Raw genomic sequence first — 24189 nt, 5'->3', positions numbered from 1 at the left:
CCCGAGCGTTGTCTAGTTAGTGAAAACATTTGCCCGAGAACGGTTCATGGACTTTATCCGCACCGTATCCCGTCGAATTCAGACGATCCGATCGCTCGTACTGGATCTTCACGATCCGCGGTCCGTTTATTTTCATCGCGCCTGTAATGCCTGTCTAGCCACCTCGATCGCGGCGACGGGGCTTTATTTTTTCCCGGAAATCGCCAAGCCTCTACTGGTTTTGGCGAGTTTATGTTTCACGCTCACCACGAACGAACGGGATCGCCCGGAACGCCCCATCACGCTGTTCGGCTCGCTCATTATCGTGCTATCGAGTACGAGTTTACTGATCCTGACGTGGTTTCAACCGCTCTGGCAGGGGGCGATTTTAATCGTCCTGGGATTTCTGGTGCAATATATGACCCAGTTTAGCCGGGCTTTCGCGGGGGGATTTTTCGTGTGGATTCTCTGCTTGCTCGCGGTGGCCGGTAATCCCCTCGTCGAACAACTTCCCGGAACGTTATTGAATATCGCGCTAGGTTGGCTGATCGTTTATATTTGCTATTTCGCGATCGCTCCCTACCGTCCCCGCGCGGTATTTCTCGCCCTACACGAACGCGTCGGCAGACGGTTAGCCACGCGGCTACAACAGGTTATCGATCGATGGAATCCCGCGACGGATTCTCGGGATTCCGATGACGATCCGCGGGATGACGATCTCGATCGGAGGATCGCTAACTTACTAGCCGCTCAAAATCTAGTCTTAAGACAGATGACGCGCTCGAAACGAATTCCGAAAAGCTCGATCGCCCGTTACCGTCAAAAGCTCGCGACCGGCGAGGACTTGTTCGAGGCTATCCTCGCGCTGGAAACCAGTTTATTAACCTTACAATCTACGGAATCTCTGCCCTCGCCACTACAGTCGGGTTTGATAGAATCGGGGCGGCGGGCGATCGAATTTCTGGAAAGAACGAGTTCCCGACAGCCGTTAGCATCCCCACCGCTACTCGATGCTAATTCCGATCGATCTTTAGAAGAATTCGCGGGCGATCGATCCGTTCCTCCCGCGACACGAATCCGGCGACAGAATACCCGGTCAGCGATCCGAAATTTCTTCGAGAAAATCCGCGCGATCGCGGAGTTAACGCTGGAACCGAAACGCGACCTCGCGGAAGAAAGTGCCGTGGATATTCTCTCTCGATCGATCGAGGAGGAATTACCGCGATCGTCGCGCCTTATTTTCGATATCCATCATCCGGTGCATCGACGGGCCACGCGCACGGCGATCGCGATTCTTTTGGCGATGGCGCTCGTTTACGTGTTAAAAAAACCCTCTCACGGGGAATGGATTATTCTTTCCGCGTTTATCGTCAGTCAGGATACGATCGGTACTTCGCTCTGGAAAGCGGAGGGACGATTCTGGGGCGCGCTGTTCGGGGCGATCGCATCCCTAGCCATTTACGCGCTGATCCGACAACATCATGCCCTGATTTTCTTCACCGCTTTTCTGACGATCTTTCCCTACGTTTATCTACTCTCCGCGTTGGATAATTATGGCTACGCCTATTTTTTTCTACAGGTAGCCTACGTTTGTTTTCTCGCGGCGGTCGGTAAACCGCTATCGGTAGATTTAATCGAATGGCGGGCGATCGAGATCGGCCTCGGTTGTATGGTAGGAATTGTCGTCGCTCTTTTCGTTTTACCCACCTCGGATCGACCGCGTTTACAGAAAGGACAGTTAACAGCGTGGAACGAGATGCGCGTTTGGTTTACCGACATCGTTGCCGCTTATCGATCGGAAAATATCGATCGCCAACACTTAGAGCAACTCGGACGCAAAGCTTTACGGAGTGTTTTCTTACTAGAAAAAAACCTCGCGAGTCGAAAACACGAATTAATCGGTAAATTGACGGCGGGCTACACTCGATCGACCCTACAGCAAAAAGATACGGAATTCATCGAAGCGTATCAGCCGATCTATCGATCGCTCCTCTATTTTAGCTATATCGTGCAAAGTTCCCAGCCCGTCGAGCTATCCACGCGAACACTGGGAAGAATTCACCGACTGAACGATATTTTTGAACGGATCGATCGGGCTATTCGCTCTCATTCTCTTTTCCAAATCCCTCCTTTGGACGATGCAGAAAATAATGTAAGTTTTTTAGATAGTTTAACAACAGACGAGTTAAATTTTACCTTGCAATTATATTTGATTTACGACTCGATCGCTTCCTTTAGCCAGAGCCGAAATGAATTTCTCTCGATGTTGTCGGGAAATCCCCCACCCGATGAATCTTAATAGCCCAAGTTGCTAGTTACAATGTCCGCGATCTAAACTAAAGTTTCGATCCCCCCTAACCCCCCTTAAAAAGGGGGGAACATGAGGGAAAGTCCCCCTTTTTAAGGGGGATTTAGGGGGATCGCTGGCTAGGATTTATAACTAGCAACTTACGTTAATACCGATTTTTCTCCAAAAAAATAAGAGCGCGAGTCTCGCGCCCCTACGTTACGATTCTGGGAAAAGGTCGGGCGATAAAATTTCCCTCTTTTTCCTCGACTGTAGCCAGAAATTCAGAAAATCGGGATTACCTTATCTCGATCGAATTATTGAATGACTTCGGCACCGGTAACGGGAGATAGTTTTCCGTTATCCAATAACCATCGCAATTGATAGGCGTGTCGGGCTGAAGCGATGACCCCTCGATCGAGGAAGAAATCTTTATTGAGATCGAAAAACACCGCGAACACGATCAGGAGCGCCCCGACGATCGCCCCTGGAGCCAGATAAACGACCAATTGACCGAGAATCGGATCTCGCATCAAGCCGACCGCGCTTTTCGAGCCGAATTCCGTCAGGGTATCGCCGAAAGCCTGCCGGTAAAAGCGCGCGTGACTTTCTTGAATATTTTTCACCGCCTGCCGTTTTTCCGAGGGGGTGGCGGCCAGGGCCGCGCCTAGAATCGTGTAGGCGAAATTCCGCTCTTCTTCGGTCGTGGGGGAATAGCCGTAACACGAGCCGATCCGGTGGATCGATTCGAGCGCTTGAAAGACAAAAACGGGAACATTCGCAATCTCGCCGACGGGCCCGAGCAGACCGGAGATCGCGCCTTCGACGATGCTGAATTCTAGGGTTTCCTGTCGTATCTTCTCGACCAGACGATCACACTCTTCGAGCGAGACGGCGCGGGGGTCGCGAGGGTGAGCGACCTTGGCTTTCGATCGCCATAAATCCAACGCTTCGGGGGCTTTTCGGGCGAGGTGGTCGATCGATCGTAACGCCCGCTCGATCGCCCAGTCCGGGAGTAGCGGTTCGAGGATTTTCACCACCGTACCCGAGATTTCGGCGACCGCGGTAGTCAGACCCTCCGGAAGATCTGACCACCAATGTTTGATCTCGCGGGCGCGGGCGAATTCGTAGAGCGTTAAGCCGCTAGAATGGTAGCCCGGCCACCGAACGCTGAACGGCCCGTCAAAATCCGGATCTCGCGCGAGCGACAGGATATCGGTCAATTTCTGCCGGAATCCGGCTTCGGAGAGCGCTTGATGTTCGTATTGGATCACCAGGGTCTCGTTAACGGGAACCACGCGGGTATCGAGTACGGGTTCGATCGCTTCCAGTAATCCCTGAACGGTCAGGGTATACCGGGGATCGTGGCGGAATCCGGGAACCCGTAAGCGAACGCGCCCCGGAATGTCATGAACGATCTGATAGTCTGCTGTCACCATAAATAGACATCCGCGCAAAATTCAAAAATTTTCGTTTGGTTAGGGAGCCAGGAGTCAGGAGTCAGGAGCCAGGAGTCAGGAGCCAGGAGTCAGGAGAAAAAATCAAAAATTTTATAGTTAAAAATCGCACAAAAAACCTATTTATCTTGTTTTGAAGTTTTTAGAGGTTCAAAGACGAATTATACAAGAGGTTTAATAACGTCCCGAAGAACGGAGAAGGGAAGCGAGGGTTACGCGATAACCGATCGAGTGTTTTTCGAGTCGATCGCCCGATCCCCTCCTCCCGATTTTTTCCCGCGAACACGTTAATCGGGGATAAGCTCGCGTTATCCGCTGGCGATCGCAATTCCCCCGGATGGGGGAACGTTAGGAATTACGAGTGGTCTTCGGACGGGGAAACCCGCGAGTTAGTGGCGACCGATTCCCGCTCCGCTTTCGCTTCCGCCACGATGTCGTTCCAGGACTCCCCGGCCTCGGCGATCGAGGACTGAACCTTTTCTACCGCTTCCATACCGAGTTTCAAACCGTTTTTCGCCAGAGTCCGGCCGGTTTCCGAAATCGCCTCGCCCGCTTGCGGGTTCACCAGAGCGATCGCCGAACCGAAAACGATGATTCCGGCCACACCGACACCACCGATAATCAATAACTCTTCCATGACAACCTCTTGTTGATTTTGTTGAGTGGTAAATAAAAAGGTATCCCGAGGGGAAGACCGTAGGGTGGATTACGCTTCGCTAATTCACCAAGAGCCAAGAAGCGGGAGCTAGAAGCAAAGGATATAAGATGACGGGATAAAAAATAGCCTTTACCCTTTCCCCCTTCCCCTTTTCCCCCAAAACTCCCCCATCTCCCTAAGCGTCCCGATAAGACTTCTTATCCTCTCCGAGCGCCGGACGTAGACCGTTGAGACCGGCGAGGATCGCGGAACCGTTGTTCACGATAATCGCCAAGACCGGATCGAGGGCGAACAGAACCCCGATCGCCAGGGCGCTCAAGTTCGGAATCCCGACGATCAGCGCGTTTTGATAGATAATCTCCATCACCTGCTTCGAGAGGGCGATCGCGTGGGTCAGACCACTGAGATCGTCATCCATCAGCACCACGTCCGCGGTCTCCCGCGCGATATCGCTTCCGGCCGCGAAGGAGATCGAGACATCCGCGTGAGCGAGGGCGGCGGAATCGTTGATCCCGTCCCCGATAAACGCGACGGTTTTGCCCCGTTCTTTCAACTGCCGTACCACTTCTACCTTCCGTTCCGGGAAAGCCTGCGCGTGAACCTCGTTCCCGTGAATGCCCAACTCGATCGCCACGGCCTCCGCCACTCTCTGCACGTCCCCGGTTAACATATGGGTCTCGATGCCCCACCCGTGTAACTCGGAGATCACGCCTGGACTCTCGATACGGATCGGGTCGGCGTAAAGGATCACCCCGATTAAAACGCCATCGCGGGCGACGTAAACGAGGGAAACACCTCCCGTTTTAAAGCTCTCGCTGGCGCTGATGTCGATTCCCTCGGTTTTCATGAAACGACTACTGCCGACGAGAATCTGCCGTCCCTCGATGCCCGCGACCACGCCCAAACCGACCCGATAATCCCATTCCTCGGGGGCGATCGTCGCCATACCGAGATCGCGCGCGTGTTGCACGATGGCGTGGGCGACCGGGTGGGTTAAGCCCTGTTCCGCGCTGGCGGCGAGCGTGAGAATTTCCTCGGGGGTCACTCCGTCGGCGGTGGGTCGGATATCGGTAACGGAAGCGTTCCCCTGGGTGAGCGTTCCCGTTTTGTCGAAAACGACGCAATCGACTTTCGCCAATTGTTCGATCGCCCGTCCGCTACGGATATAGACCCCGGTGCGCGCGGCGTGGGTCAATCCCGCCAGTACCGCGGTGGGAACCGATACCCGGATTCCCGTGCCGAAGTCGAGGGTGATTAACGCGGTCGCCCGCGCCAGATCCCCGGTGAACGCGAAAACGCCCATCCCGATTAATAAAGTCGGTAAAACGGCGATATTAGCGAATTTGGCGGCGTAGTTCTCGATCCGGGTATCGTGGACAGGAGCCGCTTTCATCAGTTCCACCACCAGACCGGCGCGGGTATTGTTGCCCGTCCTTTCGACGAGGATCGCTAACTGTCCCTCGACGAGTAGGGTAGAGGCGTACACTTCATCGTCGATCTCCCGGTGGACGGGAACCGATTCTCCGGTCAGTTTCTGCTGGTCGATCAGTCCGCTACCCCTCACGATCTTTCCGTCAACGGGGATGAGATCGCCGGGGTAGACGATGACGAGATTGCCCTCTTCCACGTCTTTGAGGGGGATCTGGACTTCCACGCCGTCGCGCTCGATCCAGGCGTATTTGCCGAGACTATCGAGGAGATCGAGGGTCTGACGCTCGCTCGATCGAGCGGTAACGTCCCGGATCACTTCCCCGGCCTCGATTAAACTGATCATGAACGCGGGGGGGATAAAATGGCCCTGCACCGCGCTCAGGGTAATCGCCAGAGAATCGAGAAAATCGACGGTTAATTGTTTTTCCTCGCGGATTCCCTCCCAGGCGCGACCGTAGGCGGGCAGACAGGCCGCGAGAATCAATCCCCCCACCAGGATCGGGGGCAGTTCGAGGGGGAGCGCGACGATCGCCAGGAGGAGACTACCGACGGGAATTCCCAGTCTCTCCCAGTAGTTAATCTCGTGACCGGATTCCGGGGTGACTTTGGGGGCGATCGAGTAACCCCGATCGGCCTCTTCCATCGCGACGAGAATATATTCCCGCAGACGCTCCGGGGAAACTCCATCCGGAACGTACTCGATAATTAAAGAACCCGCCGCCTCGTTATAGCGGACTGTCTCGATGAATTCGCTATCTTGCAAGAGTCCGGCTAGATTCATCCCGTAATCGGGATCGTGACGGAGACGGGCGCTCTTCACCCGCCAACGCCCTTGAATCGCGTGAACGAGTTGATAATCCCGAACGAACTCGCGCTTTTCGGGAAGGGAAGCCGGTTCTTCGGGGACGATCGCGGGATGGGCAATAAGAATCTGTCGATCGGTGATACTCATGGTCGCGCGGGGGAATCGGGGTGGATTTTAATGACAGACTCCAGTATAGGTCGAGCCGGCGTGCTGGAGGGTAAAAACGCGATTGTTCTCGCTCAGGCTAAAACTCAGAGGAGTTCCCGCTTGACTTTTTCCCGAAAATGTGTTATTGCCTTGATAGGTCGTGAGAGCCAATCCGACCGGTTGCATGGCCGGGGGAGTGGCCGCGCCGAAAGCGTCGATGAGGATCGAGTGTTTTTCTTTATCGAGAACTACTACTTCTCCCTCGGTGATGTCCGTGACCGGCTGTACCATCGTCACGGAAACCGGTTCTTTTCGGTCGATCGAATCATCGTCGATCTCGGAGGTATAAAAATAGATTTTCGCGCCCGCGTTGGTTTTCCCTCTCGCGACGCAGATCATCCCGTCACCGAGACTCGGCGCCTGCGCTTTTGTCGGCACCGGAGAAAGAACCAGCGCGCCGAATACGGTAGCGGTACCGACCAGAGCGGCCGTGCAGGATTTAGGCGATACTAACATAGGATAATTCCATCGATTACGGGTCGGAAAATTTCGCTCGATCGCTAACCCGATCTTTTTTCGATCGATCTCGTTAACGGGCAAGCATAAAGGAAAAAAGTGCAAATCGAGTGACGATTCCCCCGACGAAAAAATCCCGATCCCCGCGACAATCGATCGGGCGATTCACGAGAAACAGTCTTTTCGTTCCTAGTTTGTTACTTTTGCCGGGTAATCTATAACTGGAAAGTCATTAGTTGAAGTCACTTCATGATCTGACCGCTCCCCGAATGAAACCAGTATTCACCAGGCTATTATGAGCGAGCGGAATCCTTCTCGACCGGTAGAACCGAGTGTGGCGAATGCGAAGGAACCTTCGATCGAGCGGTTATTTTCTCTTTTTAGCCACGAACTCTACACGCGTATCACCTCGCTTCAAGGAGCGCTCTGGTTATTACGGCGACAACCGCTTAACGATCGCCCCGAAGTCGGTCAACTCCTCGATCTGGCCGCCGAGAGCGCCGATCACCTCACCCGGGCGATCGAGAATATTCTCGATTGGTACGGACTGTCCCACGGGAGAGATTTCCTGTTCCTACAGCCGGGTGATGGCGCGGACGCGCTCCGACAGGCCGTTCAAACCCTACAACCGCTCGCGGACGAGCGACAGATCCGGATTTCCCTCGATATTTTAGAATCGATTCCTCTGGTGACGGACGAGCGTTATTTACGACGGGCTTTCCGAGGATTACTTCACAACGCTATCAAATTCTCCCCGCGAGACGGTCAGATCTGGGTGACGGTGACGATCGTTCCGTCGGAAGAGGGGCCGGGGGCGGCGATCGCCCTGTTCTCGATCGCCGATCGGGGCGTTGGAATCGCTCGCGAGGATATAGGACGGCTCTTTAAACCGTTCCAGCAAATAGATTCCTCGGATACGCGCGAATACGGGGGATTAGGCTTAGAACTGGCGATCTGTCACGAGATAATCCGGCAACACGGCGGCCGGATACACGTCGAGAGCGTTGTCGGCCGCGGCAGTACCTTCTATGTCGCGTTACCGATGGACGTGTCCCGCGTCCTGTAACAATCAAAAATCTCTCGTTGGGGCGGGAGTCAGGAGGCAGGAGTCAGGAGGCAGGAGGCAGGAGGCAGGAGGCAGGAGGAGAAAGGAGAAGTAAAGAGCTTTTAGAAATCTAAAATTTTTATTTTTCTCTTAAAGATTTTAAAAATTTCAAGTTTTAAGTTAAATTCTACTTTCGATTCTCGCGTTCGCGGGAGGTTTACCGATCGAACCGCCCATCGGGTTCTCTCTATCGTTCCCGCGGATAAATTGATATGACAGCAATACGCATCTATCCTAAGATTGGTTTAAATATTTCTGTACCCTATCGATATTGGAAGAAGGGAGGGCGATCGGCACTCGGCCCTCCGGGCGCGGCGATCGGTAACGAAAGAAGGGAAAAATGGACGATCGATCGAGAACGAAAGCGGAGCTAATCGCGGAACTAGAAGTCCTGCGAGCCGAGGTCGAGACACTGCGCCAGAGCGAGTGCGACCTACGCGCCGCCCAACGGATCGCCCACGTCGGTAGCTGGCGATGGGATCGCCTCAACCACACCACGATCTGGTCGGAGGAAACCTACCGGATTCACGGACTCGATCCAGCCTCTTCCCCGCCGCGAGGGGAAGAGATTTTCCGGTATATCCATCCGAACGATCTGTCCCTGTATCGAGAACTGCTCGATCGGGCCCGCGCGGGTTTTCCCTTCGAGGTCGATCTCCGGATCGTCCGTCCCGACGGCGAGATCCGCTACGTGGAAGCGCGGGGGGAACCGGGGATATTCAACGCGGCCGGGGAATTGCTCTATCTGTTCGGTACGGTATTGGACGTGACCGAGCGGAAACGGGTAGAGGAAAAACTACGCCGGAGCGAGTTCGCCCTGCGGGAAGCCCAGAGAGTCGCCCACGTCGGCAGTTGGCAGTGGGACAGCGAGATCGGTCAGGTCGTTTGGTCGGAAGAAATCTATCGGATTCACGGGCTTGAGCCTAGTGTGTCCCCTCCTAGGGGGCGGGATGCTCCCTACGTTCACCCGGACGATCGATCGCTTCATGAAAGGATTACCGCCGATTCCTACGCGGGCCGGCCCTACGAGGTCGATCTGCGAATCATCCGTCCCGACGGGGAGATCCGTTACGTGGAGGCGAGGGGCGCGCCGGGGATTTTCAACGAGCGGGGGGAACTGATCGGGTTATTCGGAACGGTACTCGACGTGACCGATCGCAAGCGAACCGAGGCGAAACTACGGGAAGCGGATCGACGCTGGCGATCGCTCCTCGAACGCGTGCAACTGATGGTGGTGGGGTTGGATAGTCGGGGCGATGTCGAGTACGTGAATCCTTTTTTCGGGCGAGTTACCGGCTACCGGGAAACGGACGTGCTGGGAAAATGCTGGTTCGAGAACTTTATCGCCCCGGCGCGACGGCGGGACTCGAAAAAACACTTTCAAGAATTACTCGATGGGAATTCCTTGTACTCGCACCACGAGGATCGAATTCTCACCGAATCCGGCGAGGAACGACTGATCGCCTGGAACGACACCGTTTTAAAAGATACTGTCGGACAGTCGATCGGCACGATCTCGATCGGCGACGATATTACCGAGCGCCACGAACTGGAGCGCCTGAAAAACGAATTTATCTCGATGGTCAGTCACGAGTTACGAACCCCTCTCACCTCGATCCAGGTCGCGCTGAGTTTGTTGGACGGGCGGTTCGTCGATCCGGTCTCCGAGGACGGCCGGAACATGATCCGAGCGGCCGCGTTCGGAGTCGATCGCCTGGTACGTCTCGTCAACGATATCCTCGATCTCGAACGATTGGAATCGGGCAAACTGCAACTACACGAACAACCCTGTTCTCCCGTCAAGCTGATCGAGACCGCCATCGCGCAGGTCAAGGAACTGGCCGAGAGTGCCGGGATAGCCTTTTCAATATCCGCGATCGATTGTCCGGTGTACGCCGATTTCGATCGCCTGGTACAAGTTCTTACCAATTTACTCGGTAACGCCATCCGTTTCTCCCCCGCGGGTTCGACGATCGATATCGTCGTGGAACGGGTGATCGCCCCGGACGCGCTACGTTTTCAGGTGAAAGATCGCGGGCGCGGCATTCCCGAAGACCAACTCGATCGGGTTTTCGATCGATTCGCCCAGGTAGACACCTCCGACTCGCGCGAGAAAAGCGGCACCGGTTTGGGATTGGCCATCTGTCGCGGTATCATCCAACAGCATCGGGGACAGATCTGGGCCGAAAGTATTCTAGGACAAGGCAGTACCTTCTATTTCACCCTACCGCTCGCGAGGGAGATGGGGAGGTGAGGGAGATGGGGAGATGGGGAGATGGGGAGATGGGAAGATGGGGGGGGTTTTTGGGGGAAAAGGGGAAGGGGAAAAGGGAAAAGAGCTTTCTTAATCTTTTCACCATTTACCCTTTACCCTTTCACCTTTTCCCTCCCTCACCTCCTGCCTCCTGCCTCCTGCCTCCTGACTCCTGACTCCTGCCCTATGACCAAATGTATTCTCGTGATCGATGACGAACCGGGTATCCGGCAAGTGATTCAAGTGACTTTTAAAGTGCTGACTTCCTGGGAAACCCTGATCGCGGCCGATTGTCCGGCCGGGATCGCCCTCGCGGAAAGCCGACAACCGGACGCGATCCTGCTCGACGTGATGCTACCGGGGATGGATGGCATCACCGCTTTCCATCGAATGCGAGAGAATCCCGTCACCCGATCGATCCCCGTGATTCTCCTCACCGCGAAAACCGGGGCCGGCGAGCGCGCCCGATTCGCGAAACTACCGATCGCCGGCATGATTACCAAACCCTTTACAGCGCCGGAGTTGGTGCGACAGACGCGATCGATCTTGAACTGGCCCGATTAATACGCGACTCGATCGCTATTCCCGAGCGCGGCCGGTCAGGGGACGGGGTTGCCCTTCCAACTGCGATCGCAATACCCTCACCAGAGCGCGCAGGGAGTCGCCCGTTTTCGGTCGCGGGGGGGATTCTTGTAATAGCGTCTCGATCGCCTTAGTAACATGGGAAGCGGCCTCGAAACCGCAACTACCGATCGTTCCCGCGAGTTTATGCGCCGTTTGCCGGGCCGATTCTATCCGGATGGGGTCGGAGATCTCGCCCGAAATCACCCGTTCCAAAAACTCTACTTCCTCGAATACTCCCGCTCGGATATTTTCCCACACCCCCGCGATCGCGGCGTTCAATTCCTCTAGCCGCGCGGCAGAGTGAGCGGGTTCGGAGGGAGATCGATCGAGCAAGAGCGGATTGATCCGGTATCCGTGACCGTACAGGGTTTCGATGAGATCTTCGGCCCCGATCGCCCTTAATTTGCTCCGAATCCGGCGGATATGAGATTTTACCGTGTCTTCGGTGGGCGGGTTTTCCAGCGACCAGAGGCGATCGACAATATCGCCGCGGTTAAAAATCCGATAGGGATGGCGGAACAATAGCTCGATCAGTAAATATTCCTTGCGGGTGAAGGGGACAACCCGACCGTCGCGGGAGATCTCGCGTTTTTCCGGATCGAGACGGATATCGCCGACCGTCAGAATTTTCAACGGTCGATCGGCCGGACGGCGGGATAAAATCCGCACGCGGGAGAGCAATTCCTGGAGATCGAACGGTTTCACGAGGTAGTCATCCGCGCCGCTATCGAGTCCGATTAGCTTATCCGCCACCGAATCCCGCGCCGTGATCAACATGATGGGAACGGTTCGATCGTGTTCGCGCAAACGACGACAGAGGTGAATTCCATCCAGTTTCGGGAGCATTACATCGAGCAAGATCAGGTCGTAGGGTAGGAGACTAATCATCTCCCAAGCTAACTCGCCATCGGCGGAAGTATCGATTAAGTAATTATGTTTTTCGAGAAAATCGGTTAATACCTTGGCCAAGTTTTTATCGTCCTCGACAAGTAGAATTCGCATGGTCTACTGGCCCGATCTTGATTACTGTATATATCGCTATTTCCCGCTCGAAAATCGCCCGTTCAATCAGAATCATTCTCTCGGTTTTTCAAAAGCCCGAAATTCCCCTCGATCGGGTTCGGAGCGATCGGGTCGTAAACCTATCTAGCCCGGTTCGCCGGATAACGATCGCCGGACAGCGATCGGTGTTTCCGGAACGCTCGCGGGCGAACCGGTTTCGATGGAGTTAGTCGAACAGTAACAGATCGAGGTGACAAATCGGTGACGATCCCGCTCTCCCGAACCGCTCAGACTCCCTCCGAAGTGATTTCCCGCTCGATAAAACTTATCAAGAACGTTTCCCAATCCCGCCAGGCGGAAGAGGAGTAATGAACGGTCAGAGAGGCGGAAGGACGATTCAGGCTAACTTCCGTGACCCCGGCCAGGGAGCGAATCTTTTCTAGTAATCGTTCGGCGTAGCGCTCGTCGGATCGCGAGCGGGGAACCCGGAGGCGAATCCGTCCCGCGGTTTTATGTACCACCTCGGTAGTTCCCGCGCCGGTCATCCCCTGTCGGGAGCGCGATAGACGTTCGGAAAAGCGTTCTTCTTGAAGGGCGACCGAAAAACCCTCTTTTTTCTCCAAATATTGGAGAAGCTGAACCAATTGTAGGAGGATCGCTTCCAAGCGCTGACAACCTTTTAGGGGTTCACCCCGGCTGAACGCTTCGAGGGCCTCGATCGCCGCTCGAACTCCCGGACTCCGCCAGAGCGGGGAATCGTTATCCCGCGCGGCGCGGAGTTCGTCCTCGAACCGGTAGATATCGATCGCCTCCACGGACGGAAATTCCCCGTCGCGGGAACCGATCGGTTTCACGACCAACTGACCGAGAGATAACTGTTCCGAGAGTGAGAAAGAGAAATATGAATCGGGAAAATTCTCGATATCGACAAAATTAAGGGCTACTTGCCGACTAATTTCAATGGAGGGGCGATCGTGGGTGTAGGGGCTGTACCGGATCAGATAGTTCTCGCAACCGAAATACAGCGCGAATCGATAGAGCGTTTCTAGGGTGAGCGGGGAGACGAAACCGGACGTGTTCTGTACGAGATTGGAGCGCCGGAACATATCCTCTTGGTAGAGAAGATTATACAGACGGTATTGCAGGGATTCCGCCGCGAGGAGAAAAGGATTGACATAGGAAGCGGCCAGCCGTTCCCGTTTTTCTTGCCGCTCGATGTTCTGTTGTTCTCCCCACGTCCACACCGTCCAGGCCGCCGTTGCCGCGGCCGAGAGAATCGAGATAATCAGGCTGATTTCCACGGGTTCCACGATCGATAGATTTGACTGGATAGACGGGGTTTAGCGAGCGATCGGAAGGTTCCGGAGTGGCGATCGAGATCGGTTCGAGATGGGAGAAAAAAAGAACGATTAACCCGAAAATCCAGATATATCGGTCAAAATTAAACGAAACTTTTTCTCCCGGACTCTAACCCTCTTTCATCAGAGTAGGATCGGTTCCTGTTGGCAATCCGAGCCGAAACGCTTGTCTATCAATGGTTTCACGAGAATTGAGCGTTGTTACGACCCGATCGAGGGAAACTGTCAGCAACTCAATCCCGAAATCCTTGCCCAGTAAGGGGATCGTTCGATCGCGGGATCGGCGGCATTCCACCTCTGACAGAAAAGGGCTAACTCCCGATGACTATATTTATTTAATTTCTACTTCTTGCGGCGGGGTCGTCTCCGATTTCACGCGGGCATCCTTGATTTCCGACTTCGCTTCCGCGACGAGATCGTTCCAGGATTCCCCCGCCTCGGCGAAGGTTTCCTGCACTTTATCGAAGGTTTCCAAGCTCCATTTCAGTCCGTGTTTGGTGAGATCGCGACCCGATTCCACTAACGGTTGACCGGCTTCGGAATTCCCGAGCGCGACGATCGCCGATCCCAGCGCCAACGCGCCCAATCCCGCCCCGAAAGCGACGAGGGGTTCGGCTCCTAATAATAAAGCTTCAAATTCCATAAGACTTTTCCCGATCCATACGCGAATTGTGTCATCGATATATTGTGACAGATCCGGCCAGTTTTGGGAAACCCCTGTCATCCCTCGATCGATATATTCTTATTATTTGAAGTCGATCGAGAATGCCGGGACGGGCGCGTCGTCGCGAAAAATGTATCGGCTCCCTCGCGCTCGAATCGGGACGGAAATCGTCGCTCGGGCGATCGCTGTTTTCTTTCCCGGAAATCCGCTTCTTACTCGCTGACCGACCTTCGGTGGAGGGAATAGGCAACGGGCAACGGGCAACCGTAAGAACTTTTGGTCGAATCCAAAATGGGTTGCCCGTTCGTTTCCAAGGGCCGACCAACGGGCCGGAAGCCACGTCTCCTCGGGGCGATCGCGTCTTCTCGGCGTTGCAATTCCCGAGAGGATGCTTTCCCTGTAAGCGAAACCCGACCGGCAAGCGTCGGGAACGCGAGATCGGGTGAAGCCTACCGGGTGGATGCCAACCTTACTGTCACCGGTAACGGAAGATCTGATGTACGGCCGGAGCAACCAACCGCACCCGGCCAACCTTTAACCGGTAACGAAAGTTCTCGCGTATTGCTTGGGCAACCAACCGCCACCGACCAACTCGAACCAATCATCGTTTTCCCGTCCGGTGAGGCGAACCAATTGACCGTCATCAACGGTTCCGAGAACTCTAGAACTGTAGGAAGGTTCTTTGTATACCTGTACCGGATTGCCATCCTCGCCACGGATGAGAGCCTCGGAGTGAGCGATCGAAGCGTTTCTAGCACCGATAGTGACGGTTCTAGCCGGACCGATACGGCGATTTTCCGCCCACCACAAGAGCGCGGGTAAACCGACGATCGGTAACAGCATCCACCAGAGAGCGGGGGAGTACGTTTTCGCGGGAGGCACGGTGACGGCAGGGGGAGTGAGCGTCGCGGCGATCTCCTCGCCGAAAGAGACACTTTTCGCGTTTTTATCGTAGTAGCAGGTTTGTTTAAAATCCCGGCCGTCTTTAAGTAAGGTCAGGATAATTTTCGCGTCTTTGCCCGCCACGTCGGCATCTCCGGAACTGACCACTTCTTTTAGCTCGAACCCTTTGGTTCTCGCGTTATCGATACACAACTGTTGCGCTTCTCGAACGATAGCGGGATCGGCGGCCGTGACGCGCCCGGTGAAAACGGGCCCGGCGATCGCCGAGGACGCTAAAATAACTCCCGCGAATTTTCGGAGAGGTTTGTTATCGTGGAAATTTTTCATCTCTTGATCGCGACCGATCCGGCTAGGATATTTTTTTTGAATTATCCGAGTTCTCTCGAAGCGTTCCGTTAAAATGTAATGTTTTTTTCCAAAGGATATGAAATTCCTAAGAATAAGACCGAACTATTCTGACAAGTTTCTTATATTGTCAATCCGAGTTTGGTCATTACTCGCCGCGCCAGATTTCGGGTAGGCGATTGGGGTGGTCGCGGGATCTCGTTGAAAAACGGGCGCTTTTCGGGTTCGTGTAGGTAGCGGTAATGTAGGAAGATATCCCGGTAGGGAAAATCGAGGTTTTTCCCGCTACAAAGTCGGGCGAATAGACTAGAGGATAAACCGATGTAATGGAGATAAACGAGGCGATTTCCCTTATCGTAGAGCAGGTTTCCTCGGGTCTCGAAATGAGGAGAGGTGACACAGCATCCCGTCCGTTTTTCTCGGGGTAATTCTAGAGCGAGGTTAACGATCGAGTACCCCGATCGCATCATCATATAGTTAATCAGCGTTTGGTCGGGAGCCATCGGGTAGAGAATTTCCGCCTCTCCCGCCCGTAATTGTTCGACGAGCCAATTCCGTCGTTCTTCGGTAAATAATCCCGCTCTCGACGCGTAAAAACCCGAACAAAAAATTTCGGTTTCCAGACGTTCTCTCGGGAAAACTTCGGTTAGTTTCGCGGACGTGGATTCGTAAACGTGGGTTAGATCTTTGTATTGGAAATCGTAGACGACGCGATCGTTATCGTGTAATCGTTGGAAAATCCCGTCCAACGGACTTATTAAGAGAGTATCGCCGTCCATGTAGACGAATCGATCGAACGGACTCTCGAACGCGCAAAACCGGCGATGGGTTCCGAAACGATAGTAGTCCTCGCTCCCGGCTTTCGACCAGCGTTGTCTCGCCGTCGGGTGAGTGTCCCACATTTTCCGAGCGAAATCATCCCATCGATCGATGACTTCCCGATTCTTAAATAGTTCAACGTTCGGGCGTTTGGCGATCTCGGCGGCGATCCGTTCGGTGTTGTCATCGTAGGGATAGACACAAACCGGGATCTCTTTTCCCGCGTTCACCTCGATACTATTGAGAAGCGCGATCAATTGATCGTAGATCCGATCGTTGGCGAGCGTGCAGATACCGTCCATAGGATTCTCGCGTTTTTCCCGCGGGCGCATAGATTTCGCCTTCAGATTAACGGGGAAAAAAACGGGATAAAACTATCTCTATTAACTTGACAAGGATTTGTACCGATGTGGTCTTAACGGTTTCTTGTCGGAAGTTATTGAACGATATTTTTGAAACGAATTCGCCTAAAAATTTTTGTTTTCTGGATAGTTCGTCTCGAAAACACCCGATCGCTACCCCATCGGAGCGTCGATCGAGATCCCGTACCCGGAACGGTGGTATCGATCGCTACCGAGAGAAATTATCCTCGATTTTCTCGATCGATCCCCGTCACCAGTTATACCAATTTTTTGACCGTTTTAACCCTGGTAGGGGTGAAAAAAAGGGGGAGGGGAAAGGCTGATACATTCACCTTTTCCCCTTCAACCTTTTCCCGTTACCAACAAGTCTCTCTTATTTTTAGAAAATGGGTATTAAATACCAAGTTTGGCTAACATCCGTTTCATCAGACTCGGAACCGGCGGTTGGTGCGGTCGCGGGAAATCGGTAAAAACCGGGCGTTTTTCCGGTTCGTGTAGGTAGCGGTAATGCAGGAAGATATCCCGGTAAGGAACATCGATATTCTCGGCGCTACAGAGGCGCGCGAATAGGCTGGAGGATAGGCCGATGTAATGGAAGTAGGTGAGGCGATTTCCTCGATCGTAGAGCAGATGCTCTCGGGTATCGAAGTGGGGGGAGGTGACACAGCATCCCGTCCGTCGTTCTTGCGGTAATTCGCGGGCGAGATTGGCGATCGAACAGCCCGATCGCATCATCATATAGTTCAACAGGGGTTGATCGACCGCCATCGGGTAGACGATTTCCGCTTCCCCGGAGCGCGATCGTTCCAGTAACCACTCGCGTCGATCGCCGTCGAACAATCCCTTTCTCGACGCGAAGAACCCCGAACAGAAAATTTCCCGCTCGACGCGCTCTCCCGGAAAAATCTCGCGTAATTTCGGGGAAGCGACTTCCTAGACGTGGGTGGGATCTTTATACTGAAAATCGTATACCACGCGATCGGCGGAATCGAGGCGATCGAAAACGAAATCGACCGCTCCCATTAACAGGGTGTCGCCGTCCATGTAGAGAAAGCGATCGAACGGGCCGTCAAAGGCGCAATAACGCCGGTGGGTTCCGAAACGATGGTATCCCTCGCTCCCGGCCTCGCGCCACCGCTCGCGGGCCGTCGGATGGGGTTCCCACGCGGCGCGGGCGAAAGCGTCCCGACGATCGATCACCTCTCGATCGCGAAAGAGTTGAACGTTCGGACGTTTGGCGATCTCGGCGGCGATTCGTTCGGTGTTGTCATCGTAGGGATAGACACAAACCGGGATCTCTTTTCCCGCGTTCACCTCGATACTATTGAGAAGCGCGACCGGTTGATCGTAAACCCGATCGTTGGCGAGGGTACAGATACCATCCATAAGCTAACCAAACATCCTTCTAGAGTCGGGTAAACTGTTATGGCAGTAAGGGTAGCCGATCGGGGAGGCTCATTTTCCGCCTCGCTCTCGTTATTTTTTCCCGCCCCCGCGACGGGACGGCGTACCGGAGGGATAGCCGGAACTTCCCGCGCTTTGGATTTTCCCAATTCTCAAAACTTGAAAAATTAGATTAATAAAAGATAAATCGAGATTTTAACCGAGAGAGAGCTTCTTTATTCGGGATTTTTACTGATTACATCCCGCTTTTAACCCCTAGCCACTGTCACGGCTAAAATTCTCTTCCCTCACCCGCGAGACTGATTTCTCGTTCCGTCGGTTCCGACGCGGCGCGGTAAAATGGAGAATTGTACGAATCTTCTGTTGACAATGACTGCAACGTATTTGGAGGAATCTTTGGGATCTAAGTTTATTTTAAAAGTGCTGTGGTTGGATCAGAACGTGGCGATCGCCGTCGATCAGGTGGTCGGAAAAGGCACTAGCCCCCTAACCGCTTACTTTTTCTGGCCGCGTAACGACGCGTGGCAACAACTCCAGGACGAGTTAGAAGCCAAACACTGGATCGACGAGGCCGATCGCGTCGAGGTTCTCAACAAGGCCACGGAAGTGATCAACTTCTGGCAGGAGCTACGCAATCAGGGAAAACATATCCCGATGGCCGACGCGGCGGCCAAATTTCCAGATGTCGTTTTTAGCGGCAGTAACTAATTCGGAGGAGTCAGGAGCCAGAATTCAGGAGTCGGGAGAAATCCGAAAAGCCGATCGATCCTCTATAAATCCTGATATTCAAACTTCTATCCCACCCGAACCCGAATTACGCCGGAAAAATAATCCCTATAAAATCGGGCAGGCGCGAGACCTACCCGATTTCTGTTTTCTAGAGGGAAACCAAACCGCCGGCGGCCTGATATCTCGCTCGGGCTTTCTTCCAAGCCTGTTGAGCCTGGATGAGCTTGCGGCGATCGTCCCCTTTGGTCGCCTCGTCGAGAGTCGTCTGCGCTTTCTCGTACTCGGCGCGGGCCTTTTCCTTATCGATATTTTTCCCTAACTCCGCCCCGTTGACGAGAACTTTGATCTCGTTGTTCTCGACCTCGGCGAATCCGCCCATAACGGCGACATTCTCCCAATCTTTGCCCGGTCTGATCCGCATCACGCCGGTATTCAGGGCGGTTAACAGGGGCGCGTGACCGGTGAGAATCCCTAACTGACCCGTGGAACTGGGCAGGATCACCTCTTCGGCCACGTTATCCCAAACAACTCGATCGGGCGTGATCACCCGTACTGTAATAGTCATCGCTGATAATCGTGATAATTTTGACGATTTCGAGAAGAAAGTACGGGTAAAAAATTGTTTTCAACCTTTTACCCGTTTTCTATCTAGCCTTTTTTGAGTTTTTCGCCTTTAGCGATCGCTTCGTCGATATTGCCGACCATGTAGAACGCCTGTTCGGGGTAGCTATCGAGTTCGCCGGCGAGGATCATCTTGAACCCTTTGATGGTGTCGTCGAGGGTGACGTATTTACCGGGGGAACCGGTGAACACTTCCGCCACGAAGAAGGGTTGCGAGAGGAAACGCTCGATCTTACGGGCGCGATCCACCGTCAGACGGTCTTCTTCCGACAGTTCATCGAGGCCGAGAATGGCGATGATGTCTTGCAGTTCTTTGTAGCGTTGCAGGGTCGATTGAACCGCGCGGGCGATGCCGTAATGATCGTCACCGACGATATTCGCCTGGAGCATGGTGCTGGTGGAATTGAGAGGATCTACCGCGGGATAGATGCCTTTCGCCGCGAGACCGCGGGAGAGAACCGTCGTTCCGTCGAGGTGAGCGAAGGTGGTCGCCGGCGCGGGGTCGGTTAAGTCGTCCGCGGGAACGTATACCGCCTGAATCGAGGTAATCGAACCTTCTTTGGTGGAGGTGATGCGCTCTTGTAAGTCGCCCACGTCCGTGCCGAGGGTGGGCTGATATCCTACCGCGGAGGGCATCCGACCGAGAAGCGCGGACACTTCGGAACCGGCTTGCACGAAGCGGAAGATATTATCGATAAACAGGAGAACGTCCTGCTTGTTCACGTCGCGGAAATATTCCGCCATCGTTAACGCGGACAGACCGACGCGCATTCTCGCTCCAGGCGGTTCGTTCATCTGACCGTAGACGAGCGCGATTTTCGAGTCTTCCGGGTTATCGGGGTTGATTACTTTGGATTCGATCATCTCGTTGTAGAGGTCGTTTCCTTCGCGGGTACGTTCGCCCACGCCACCGAAAACGGACACGCCACCGTGTTGGATCGCGATATTGTTGATCAATTCCATCATGATCACGGTTTTGCCCACGCCCGCGCCACCGAACAGGCCGATTTTACCGCCCTGACGGTAGGGGGTGAGTAGGTCGATAACCTTGATCCCCGTTTCAAAAACTTTCGGTTTTACTTCTAGATCGACTAATTTCGGGGCGGGACGGTGGATCGGGGAGGTTTCCGTCACGTTGACGGGGCCTTTTTCGTCCACGGGTTCACCGAGTACGTTGAAGATGCGGCCGAGGGTGCATTTACCGACGGGAACGCTAATCGGCGCGCCCGAGTCCACGATATCTAATCCCCGAACCAGGCCGTCGGTGCTACTCATGGCAACGGCGCGTACTTGGTTGTCCCCGAGTAACTGTTGCACTTCACAGGTGACGGACAGGTCTTGTCCGGCGGAATTCTTGCCTTTGACGGTCAGGGCGTTGTAAATCCGGGGAAGTTTACCGCTAGGGAATTCGGCATCGATCACGGGGCCGATGATCTGGACGATTTTACCGACGTTCGTTTCTGTTGTCGCTACCATGTTTATGTCTACTCTGGGGTTTCGCTAATCAATAACTCCCGAAACGGGAAAGTGTTAAGTTTTTCTAAAATTAGCCAACATACAGCTTACCACCGATGGGGATCGGGGGAACATCGGGTCTGTCGCGGAAAATAAAATCGCTACGATAGGGGTTTCGGGGGGGATATCCCGCATTGTTCGGGCGCGAGACCTGGCCCCTACAATGCGGCCGTGTGTCTCTCGTCCGGTTCGCGATTCTCCCCGTTTTGCTTGGCTATACTGGAGGCAGTCGATCGATCTCTGCCATCATGCCTACCATCACCATTCGCGAGGACGGACAAACCGAGTCCGGATTTACCGCCATTCTAGAATTCGACCATCAAGCGCGCTTTCCGGTGACGGTGCGCGATCCTTTCGGCGCGGGGGAGGAAAAACGCTTAGAGTGGTATTTCGAGGAATGGTTGCAGTGTCCGATTCTGGATACGGTGAAGGCGAAAGAAGCGGCGGATAGTGTCAAGGCTTACGGGGAAAGTTTATTCGAGCAGGTTTTTCGCTCCAATCCCGACGCTTACGCGGAATATGTTCGATATAAGGGAAATCTAGCACAATTACGGATCGAGATCGAGGGGAACAATCCGGAGTTTCACGCGCTCCACTGGGAGGCACTCCGCGATCCGAATTTGCCCCGACCGTTCGCGGTAGAGGGCGTGATGGTGCGAAAAAGCTTTCGATCGACGGCTACAGCCTCGGAAATGGCGGAATCGGCGACGATTAATCTCCTGCTGGTGGTGGCGCGACCTTCTAAAAAGGATGTGAATTACCGGACGATTTCCCGGCCGTTAGTCGAGGGTATCGAAAATAGTCGCTTACCGGTGAATGTGGAGTTATTGCGACCGGCGACGTTTGAAGCGTTATCGAGGCATTTAGAGGAAAAGGGCGCGGGATACTATCATATCGTTCATTTTGACACGCACGGGGCGTTATTGACCTACAAGGAGTTCAATTCGACAAAACCATCGGAACCCAATCCCCTAACCTACCGCGAACGTTTCGGCCGCGAGCAGATACAACCCTACACGGGGGTAAAGGCGTTTCTGGTGTTGGAAGGGGAGGAAGAGGGAACGGCCGATCTCGTGGAAGCGACGGAAATGGCGGATTTATTGACGGGTAAAGGGATTCCGGTCTGTATTCTCAATGCTTGTCAGTCGGGGAAGCAGTTACGCGGGGATTCGGGGCAGGGGGAGGAGTATCGAGAGACGAGTCTCGGTAGTCGTCTGATGGCCGCGGGGATGCAGATGGTGGTGGCGATGGGCTACAGTGTGACGGTATCGGCGGCGGAAATTATCATCGAGAAGTTATATAAATCCCTCTTTAGCGGGAAGTCGATCGATGAAGCGATACGCTTGGGACGGCGGGAATTGTTCAACCGCAAGGAAAGACGGGCGTATTTTAACGAAACTATCCGCTTAGAGGATTGGCTTTTGCCGGTGGTGTACAGTAACCGGCCGGTGAATTTTCCGTTACGGGAGTTGTCAGCGCGGGAAGAGGAAGCCTATTTCGAGGCACAGGCGCGAGAGTTTCGCTTTATTCAGCCGGAATACCAGTTCGTCGGGCGGGATCTGGATATTCTGCGGGTAGAGAGGGCGTTACTGCGTCGGAATATCCTGTTACTGCAAGGGATGGGCGGGACGGGAAAAACCACTTTACTCAATTATCTCCGGGAATGGTGGCAGAAAACGCGGTTCGCGGAGAGGATTTTCTATTTCGGCTACGACGAGAGCGCGTGGACGCTGGAGCGGATTTTATTCGCGTTGGGGACGGGAATCTATGACCGTTTCGAGAGGGGACGTTTTCAGGCGATGAATCCGGTGGCGCGGATGCAGAAAATGGTGACGCTGTTGCGCGCGGAGAATCACGTTTTGATCTTGGATAATCTGGAGTCGGTGACGGGGGAACCGTTGGCGATTCCGAATACTTTAGCGCCGGAGGAACGGGAAAAACTTCGGGATTTTCTCTCGCGGTTGTCGGGGGGAAAAACGCGGGTGGTGTTGGGTTCGCGAAGTGGGGAGGGATGGCTAAAGGATACGACGTTTCAAACGAATGTTTATGCTTTGCGGGGGTTAGACCAAGAAGCGCGGACGGAGTTGGCGAAACGGATTTTAGAACGTCACGCGGGGAGTCAGGCGGAATCGTTGCAGGGGGAAGCGGATTTCACGCGATTAATGAAGGTTTTAGTGGGCTATCCCCTTGCGATGGAGGTGATTCTCCCGAATCTGAAACGGCAGTCACCGGGGCAAGTGCTGGAGGCGCTACAGATCGCGGACGGGGATCTGGATACGGACAGCGAGGACAAAACGAAAAGTATTATCAAATGCGTGGAATATTCCCACAGCAATCTCTCGGAGAATTCGCAAAAATTGCTACTTTGTCTTGCACCGTTTAGCGGGTTTATCGATCGTAGTGATATTCCGAATTACGCTCAACAATTACAAAAACTAGAACCGTTACAGGGTTTCGATTTTACCGATTTCGATACGGCGATTCAGGAGGCGATCGATCGGGGGTTATTGAAACCGATAGAGGAGGAAAGTCCATTATTGACCATTCAACCGGTGTTTCCCTATTTTCTGAAAATAAAGCTCAACGCGCTCGATCCCGCGATGCGGGAGGCGATACAGGAAGGATTTAAAAATCACTATCAAGTTTTAGCGAATGCCTACAATCAATTAATGGAATCGCAAGACCCGCAACAACGACAGTTAGGAATCTTTTTCTGTCGCTTGGAATACGAAAATCTCTATAACGCCCTGCAAACCTGTCTGGCGAATCGGGAGAGTATTCATATTTTCTTTTGTCTTTATAAATACTTCAGGTTGATTAACGATGTTCAAAATAATTTAAAACTATCCGAGTTTGTTTGTCAATCGCAAGAGTCTTATTTTTCCGAAATTTTAGTGAGTGAATATGGCTATCAAGTCACATTCGCATTAGAAAGAATGGCTACCAATTGTCTAATGACGAAGCAGTACGATCGAGCGAAACAATCTTATTTAAAGGCTTTAGAAATTTATGACGTTCTCGGTAATATAGAAGAAAGACAAAAACAGCTTTGGAAAGCTACGGATTACCACCAGTTAGGCAGGGTCGCGCAGGAGTTACGGGAGTTCGAGGAGGCGCGAGAGAATTACCGACAGGCTCTCGCTATCAAAGTCGAGTTCGGCGATCGCTATTCCCAAGCCAGCACCTACCACCAGTTGGGCATCG

General features: G+C 53.7%; 19 protein-coding genes and 1 pseudogene. 8 read left to right on the top strand and 12 right to left on the bottom strand.

Going from position 1 to position 24189, the window contains the following annotated elements; translation table 11 throughout:
- The first annotated feature begins 19 nt into the window (after positions 1–19).
- Positions 20–2278, top strand: coding sequence for an FUSC family protein (locus V0288_RS15370; RefSeq protein WP_332866007.1), 2259 nt, complete (start codon positions 20–22; stop codon positions 2276–2278).
- Between the two features lie 305 nt (positions 2279–2583).
- Here V0288_RS15370 and V0288_RS15365 read toward each other — a convergent pair whose 3' ends face one another.
- The 4 genes from V0288_RS15365 to V0288_RS15350 form a co-directional block, all read right to left on the bottom strand.
- Complete coding sequence (locus tag V0288_RS15365) at positions 2584–3705, bottom strand: EcsC family protein (protein ID WP_332866006.1); 1122 nt, start codon at positions 3703–3705, stop codon at positions 2584–2586.
- A gap of 373 nt (positions 3706–4078) precedes the next feature.
- Complete coding sequence (locus V0288_RS15360) at positions 4079–4360, bottom strand: DUF5132 domain-containing protein (protein WP_332866005.1); 282 nt, start codon at positions 4358–4360, stop codon at positions 4079–4081.
- A gap of 196 nt (positions 4361–4556) precedes the next feature.
- On the bottom strand, positions 4557–6764 hold the full coding sequence (locus V0288_RS15355) for a heavy metal translocating P-type ATPase (protein WP_332866004.1): 2208 nt from the start codon (positions 6762–6764) through the stop codon (positions 4557–4559).
- Positions 6765–6791: 27 nt separating this feature from the next.
- Entirely contained in the window at positions 6792–7280 is a 489-nt protein-coding gene (locus tag V0288_RS15350; protein ID WP_332866003.1) for a hypothetical protein, read from the bottom strand.
- Positions 7281–7614: 334 nt separating this feature from the next.
- On the opposite strand from V0288_RS15350, the gene V0288_RS15345 reads away from it, so the two are divergent.
- From V0288_RS15345 to V0288_RS15330, 4 genes are all read left to right on the top strand, one after another.
- Complete coding sequence (locus V0288_RS15345) at positions 7615–8346, top strand: sensor histidine kinase (RefSeq protein ID WP_332866002.1); 732 nt, start codon at positions 7615–7617, stop codon at positions 8344–8346.
- The gene (locus V0288_RS15340) at positions 8309–8440 is read left to right on the top strand and encodes a hypothetical protein (RefSeq protein WP_332866001.1); all 132 of its coding nucleotides are present in this window, start codon (positions 8309–8311) and stop codon (positions 8438–8440) included. Before V0288_RS15345 ends, V0288_RS15340 begins: the two co-directional genes overlap by 38 nt.
- A 285-nt stretch (positions 8441–8725) precedes the next feature.
- Complete coding sequence (locus V0288_RS15335; RefSeq protein ID WP_332866000.1) at positions 8726–10639, top strand: PAS domain S-box protein; 1914 nt, start codon at positions 8726–8728, stop codon at positions 10637–10639.
- Positions 10640–10825: 186 nt separating this feature from the next.
- Positions 10826–11203, top strand: coding sequence for a response regulator (locus tag V0288_RS15330; protein WP_332865999.1), 378 nt, complete (start codon positions 10826–10828; stop codon positions 11201–11203).
- 15 nt (positions 11204–11218) lie between these two features.
- On the opposite strand, the gene V0288_RS15325 is transcribed toward V0288_RS15330, so the two are convergent.
- The 3 genes from V0288_RS15325 to V0288_RS15315 form a co-directional block, all read right to left on the bottom strand.
- On the bottom strand, positions 11219–12265 hold the full coding sequence (locus V0288_RS15325) for a response regulator (RefSeq protein ID WP_332865998.1): 1047 nt from the start codon (positions 12263–12265) through the stop codon (positions 11219–11221).
- A gap of 287 nt (positions 12266–12552) precedes the next feature.
- On the bottom strand, positions 12553–13566 hold the full coding sequence (locus V0288_RS15320; protein ID WP_332865997.1) for an HMA2 domain-containing protein: 1014 nt from the start codon (positions 13564–13566) through the stop codon (positions 12553–12555).
- A gap of 388 nt (positions 13567–13954) precedes the next feature.
- A complete protein-coding gene (locus V0288_RS15315) occupies positions 13955–14266 on the bottom strand; it encodes a DUF5132 domain-containing protein (RefSeq protein WP_332865996.1) in 312 nt (103 codons plus the stop codon).
- A gap of 122 nt (positions 14267–14388) precedes the next feature.
- On the opposite strand from V0288_RS15315, the gene V0288_RS15310 reads away from it, so the two are divergent.
- Positions 14389–14733, top strand: a complete 345-nt coding sequence (locus tag V0288_RS15310) for a hypothetical protein (protein WP_332865995.1) — start codon at positions 14389–14391, stop codon at positions 14731–14733.
- Between the two features lie 88 nt (positions 14734–14821).
- Here V0288_RS15310 and V0288_RS15305 read toward each other — a convergent pair whose 3' ends face one another.
- The 3 genes and pseudogenes from V0288_RS15305 to V0288_RS25145 form a co-directional block, all read right to left on the bottom strand.
- Complete coding sequence (locus V0288_RS15305) at positions 14822–15517, bottom strand: SH3 domain-containing protein (RefSeq protein ID WP_332865994.1); 696 nt, start codon at positions 15515–15517, stop codon at positions 14822–14824.
- 140 nt (positions 15518–15657) lie between these two features.
- Complete coding sequence (locus V0288_RS15300) at positions 15658–16656, bottom strand: Npun_R2821/Npun_R2822 family protein (protein ID WP_332865993.1); 999 nt, start codon at positions 16654–16656, stop codon at positions 15658–15660.
- Positions 16657–17109: 453 nt separating this feature from the next.
- A pseudogene (locus V0288_RS25145) lies at positions 17110–18102 on the bottom strand (Npun_R2821/Npun_R2822 family protein).
- A gap of 387 nt (positions 18103–18489) precedes the next feature.
- On the opposite strand from V0288_RS25145, the gene V0288_RS15285 reads away from it, so the two are divergent.
- Positions 18490–18828 (top strand): 30S ribosomal protein PSRP-3, encoded by a 339-nt coding sequence (locus tag V0288_RS15285; protein WP_332866039.1) that lies wholly within the window; start codon positions 18490–18492, stop codon positions 18826–18828.
- 169 nt (positions 18829–18997) lie between these two features.
- Here V0288_RS15285 and atpC read toward each other — a convergent pair whose 3' ends face one another.
- Positions 18998–19414 carry an ATP synthase F1 subunit epsilon gene (gene atpC, locus V0288_RS15280; protein ID WP_332865990.1) on the bottom strand — a complete coding sequence of 139 codons (417 nt, stop codon included), beginning with the start codon at positions 19412–19414 and terminating at the stop codon, positions 18998–19000.
- 83 nt (positions 19415–19497) lie between these two features.
- Positions 19498–20946 (bottom strand): F0F1 ATP synthase subunit beta, encoded by a 1449-nt coding sequence (atpD, locus tag V0288_RS15275; protein WP_332865989.1) that lies wholly within the window; start codon positions 20944–20946, stop codon positions 19498–19500.
- A 245-nt stretch (positions 20947–21191) separates the two neighbouring features.
- On the opposite strand from atpD, the gene V0288_RS15270 reads away from it, so the two are divergent.
- The coding region (locus V0288_RS15270) for a CHAT domain-containing protein (RefSeq protein ID WP_332865988.1) at positions 21192–24189 on the top strand (2998 nt) is incomplete at its 3' end.

The sequence above is a fragment of the Pannus brasiliensis CCIBt3594 genome (assembly GCF_036688125.1).
Lineage (GTDB): Bacteria > Cyanobacteriota > Cyanobacteriia > Cyanobacteriales > Microcystaceae > Pannus > Pannus brasiliensis.
This window is presented reverse-complemented; position numbering and strand designations above follow the sequence as displayed.

What these genes read in the sequence shown, in the direction of transcription:
- V0288_RS15365 (WP_332866006.1), bottom strand. Translation starts at nt 3,705, where the DNA reads ATGGTGACAGCAGACTATCAGATCGTTCATGACATTCCGGGGCGCGTT.
- V0288_RS15360 (WP_332866005.1), bottom strand. Translation starts at nt 4,360, where the DNA reads ATGGAAGAGTTATTGATTATCGGTGGTGTCGGTGTGGCCGGAATCATC.
- V0288_RS15355 (WP_332866004.1), bottom strand. Translation starts at nt 6,764, where the DNA reads ATGAGTATCACCGATCGACAGATTCTTATTGCCCATCCCGCGATCGTC.
- V0288_RS15350 (WP_332866003.1), bottom strand. Translation starts at nt 7,280, where the DNA reads ATGTTAGTATCGCCTAAATCCTGCACGGCCGCTCTGGTCGGTACCGCT.
- V0288_RS15340 (WP_332866001.1), top strand. Translation starts at nt 8,309, where the DNA reads ATGTCGCGTTACCGATGGACGTGTCCCGCGTCCTGTAACAATCAAAAA.
- V0288_RS15335 (WP_332866000.1), top strand. Translation starts at nt 8,726, where the DNA reads ATGGACGATCGATCGAGAACGAAAGCGGAGCTAATCGCGGAACTAGAA.
- V0288_RS15330 (WP_332865999.1), top strand. Translation starts at nt 10,826, where the DNA reads ATGACCAAATGTATTCTCGTGATCGATGACGAACCGGGTATCCGGCAA.
- V0288_RS15325 (WP_332865998.1), bottom strand. Translation starts at nt 12,265, where the DNA reads ATGCGAATTCTACTTGTCGAGGACGATAAAAACTTGGCCAAGGTATTA.
- V0288_RS15315 (WP_332865996.1), bottom strand. Translation starts at nt 14,266, where the DNA reads ATGGAATTTGAAGCTTTATTATTAGGAGCCGAACCCCTCGTCGCTTTC.
- V0288_RS15310 (WP_332865995.1), top strand. Translation starts at nt 14,389, where the DNA reads ATGCCGGGACGGGCGCGTCGTCGCGAAAAATGTATCGGCTCCCTCGCG.
- V0288_RS15305 (WP_332865994.1), bottom strand. Translation starts at nt 15,517, where the DNA reads ATGAAAAATTTCCACGATAACAAACCTCTCCGAAAATTCGCGGGAGTT.
- V0288_RS15300 (WP_332865993.1), bottom strand. Translation starts at nt 16,656, where the DNA reads ATGGACGGTATCTGCACGCTCGCCAACGATCGGATCTACGATCAATTG.
- V0288_RS15285 (WP_332866039.1), top strand. Translation starts at nt 18,490, where the DNA reads ATGACTGCAACGTATTTGGAGGAATCTTTGGGATCTAAGTTTATTTTA.
- atpC (WP_332865990.1), bottom strand. Translation starts at nt 19,414, where the DNA reads ATGACTATTACAGTACGGGTGATCACGCCCGATCGAGTTGTTTGGGAT.
- atpD (WP_332865989.1), bottom strand. Translation starts at nt 20,946, where the DNA reads ATGGTAGCGACAACAGAAACGAACGTCGGTAAAATCGTCCAGATCATC.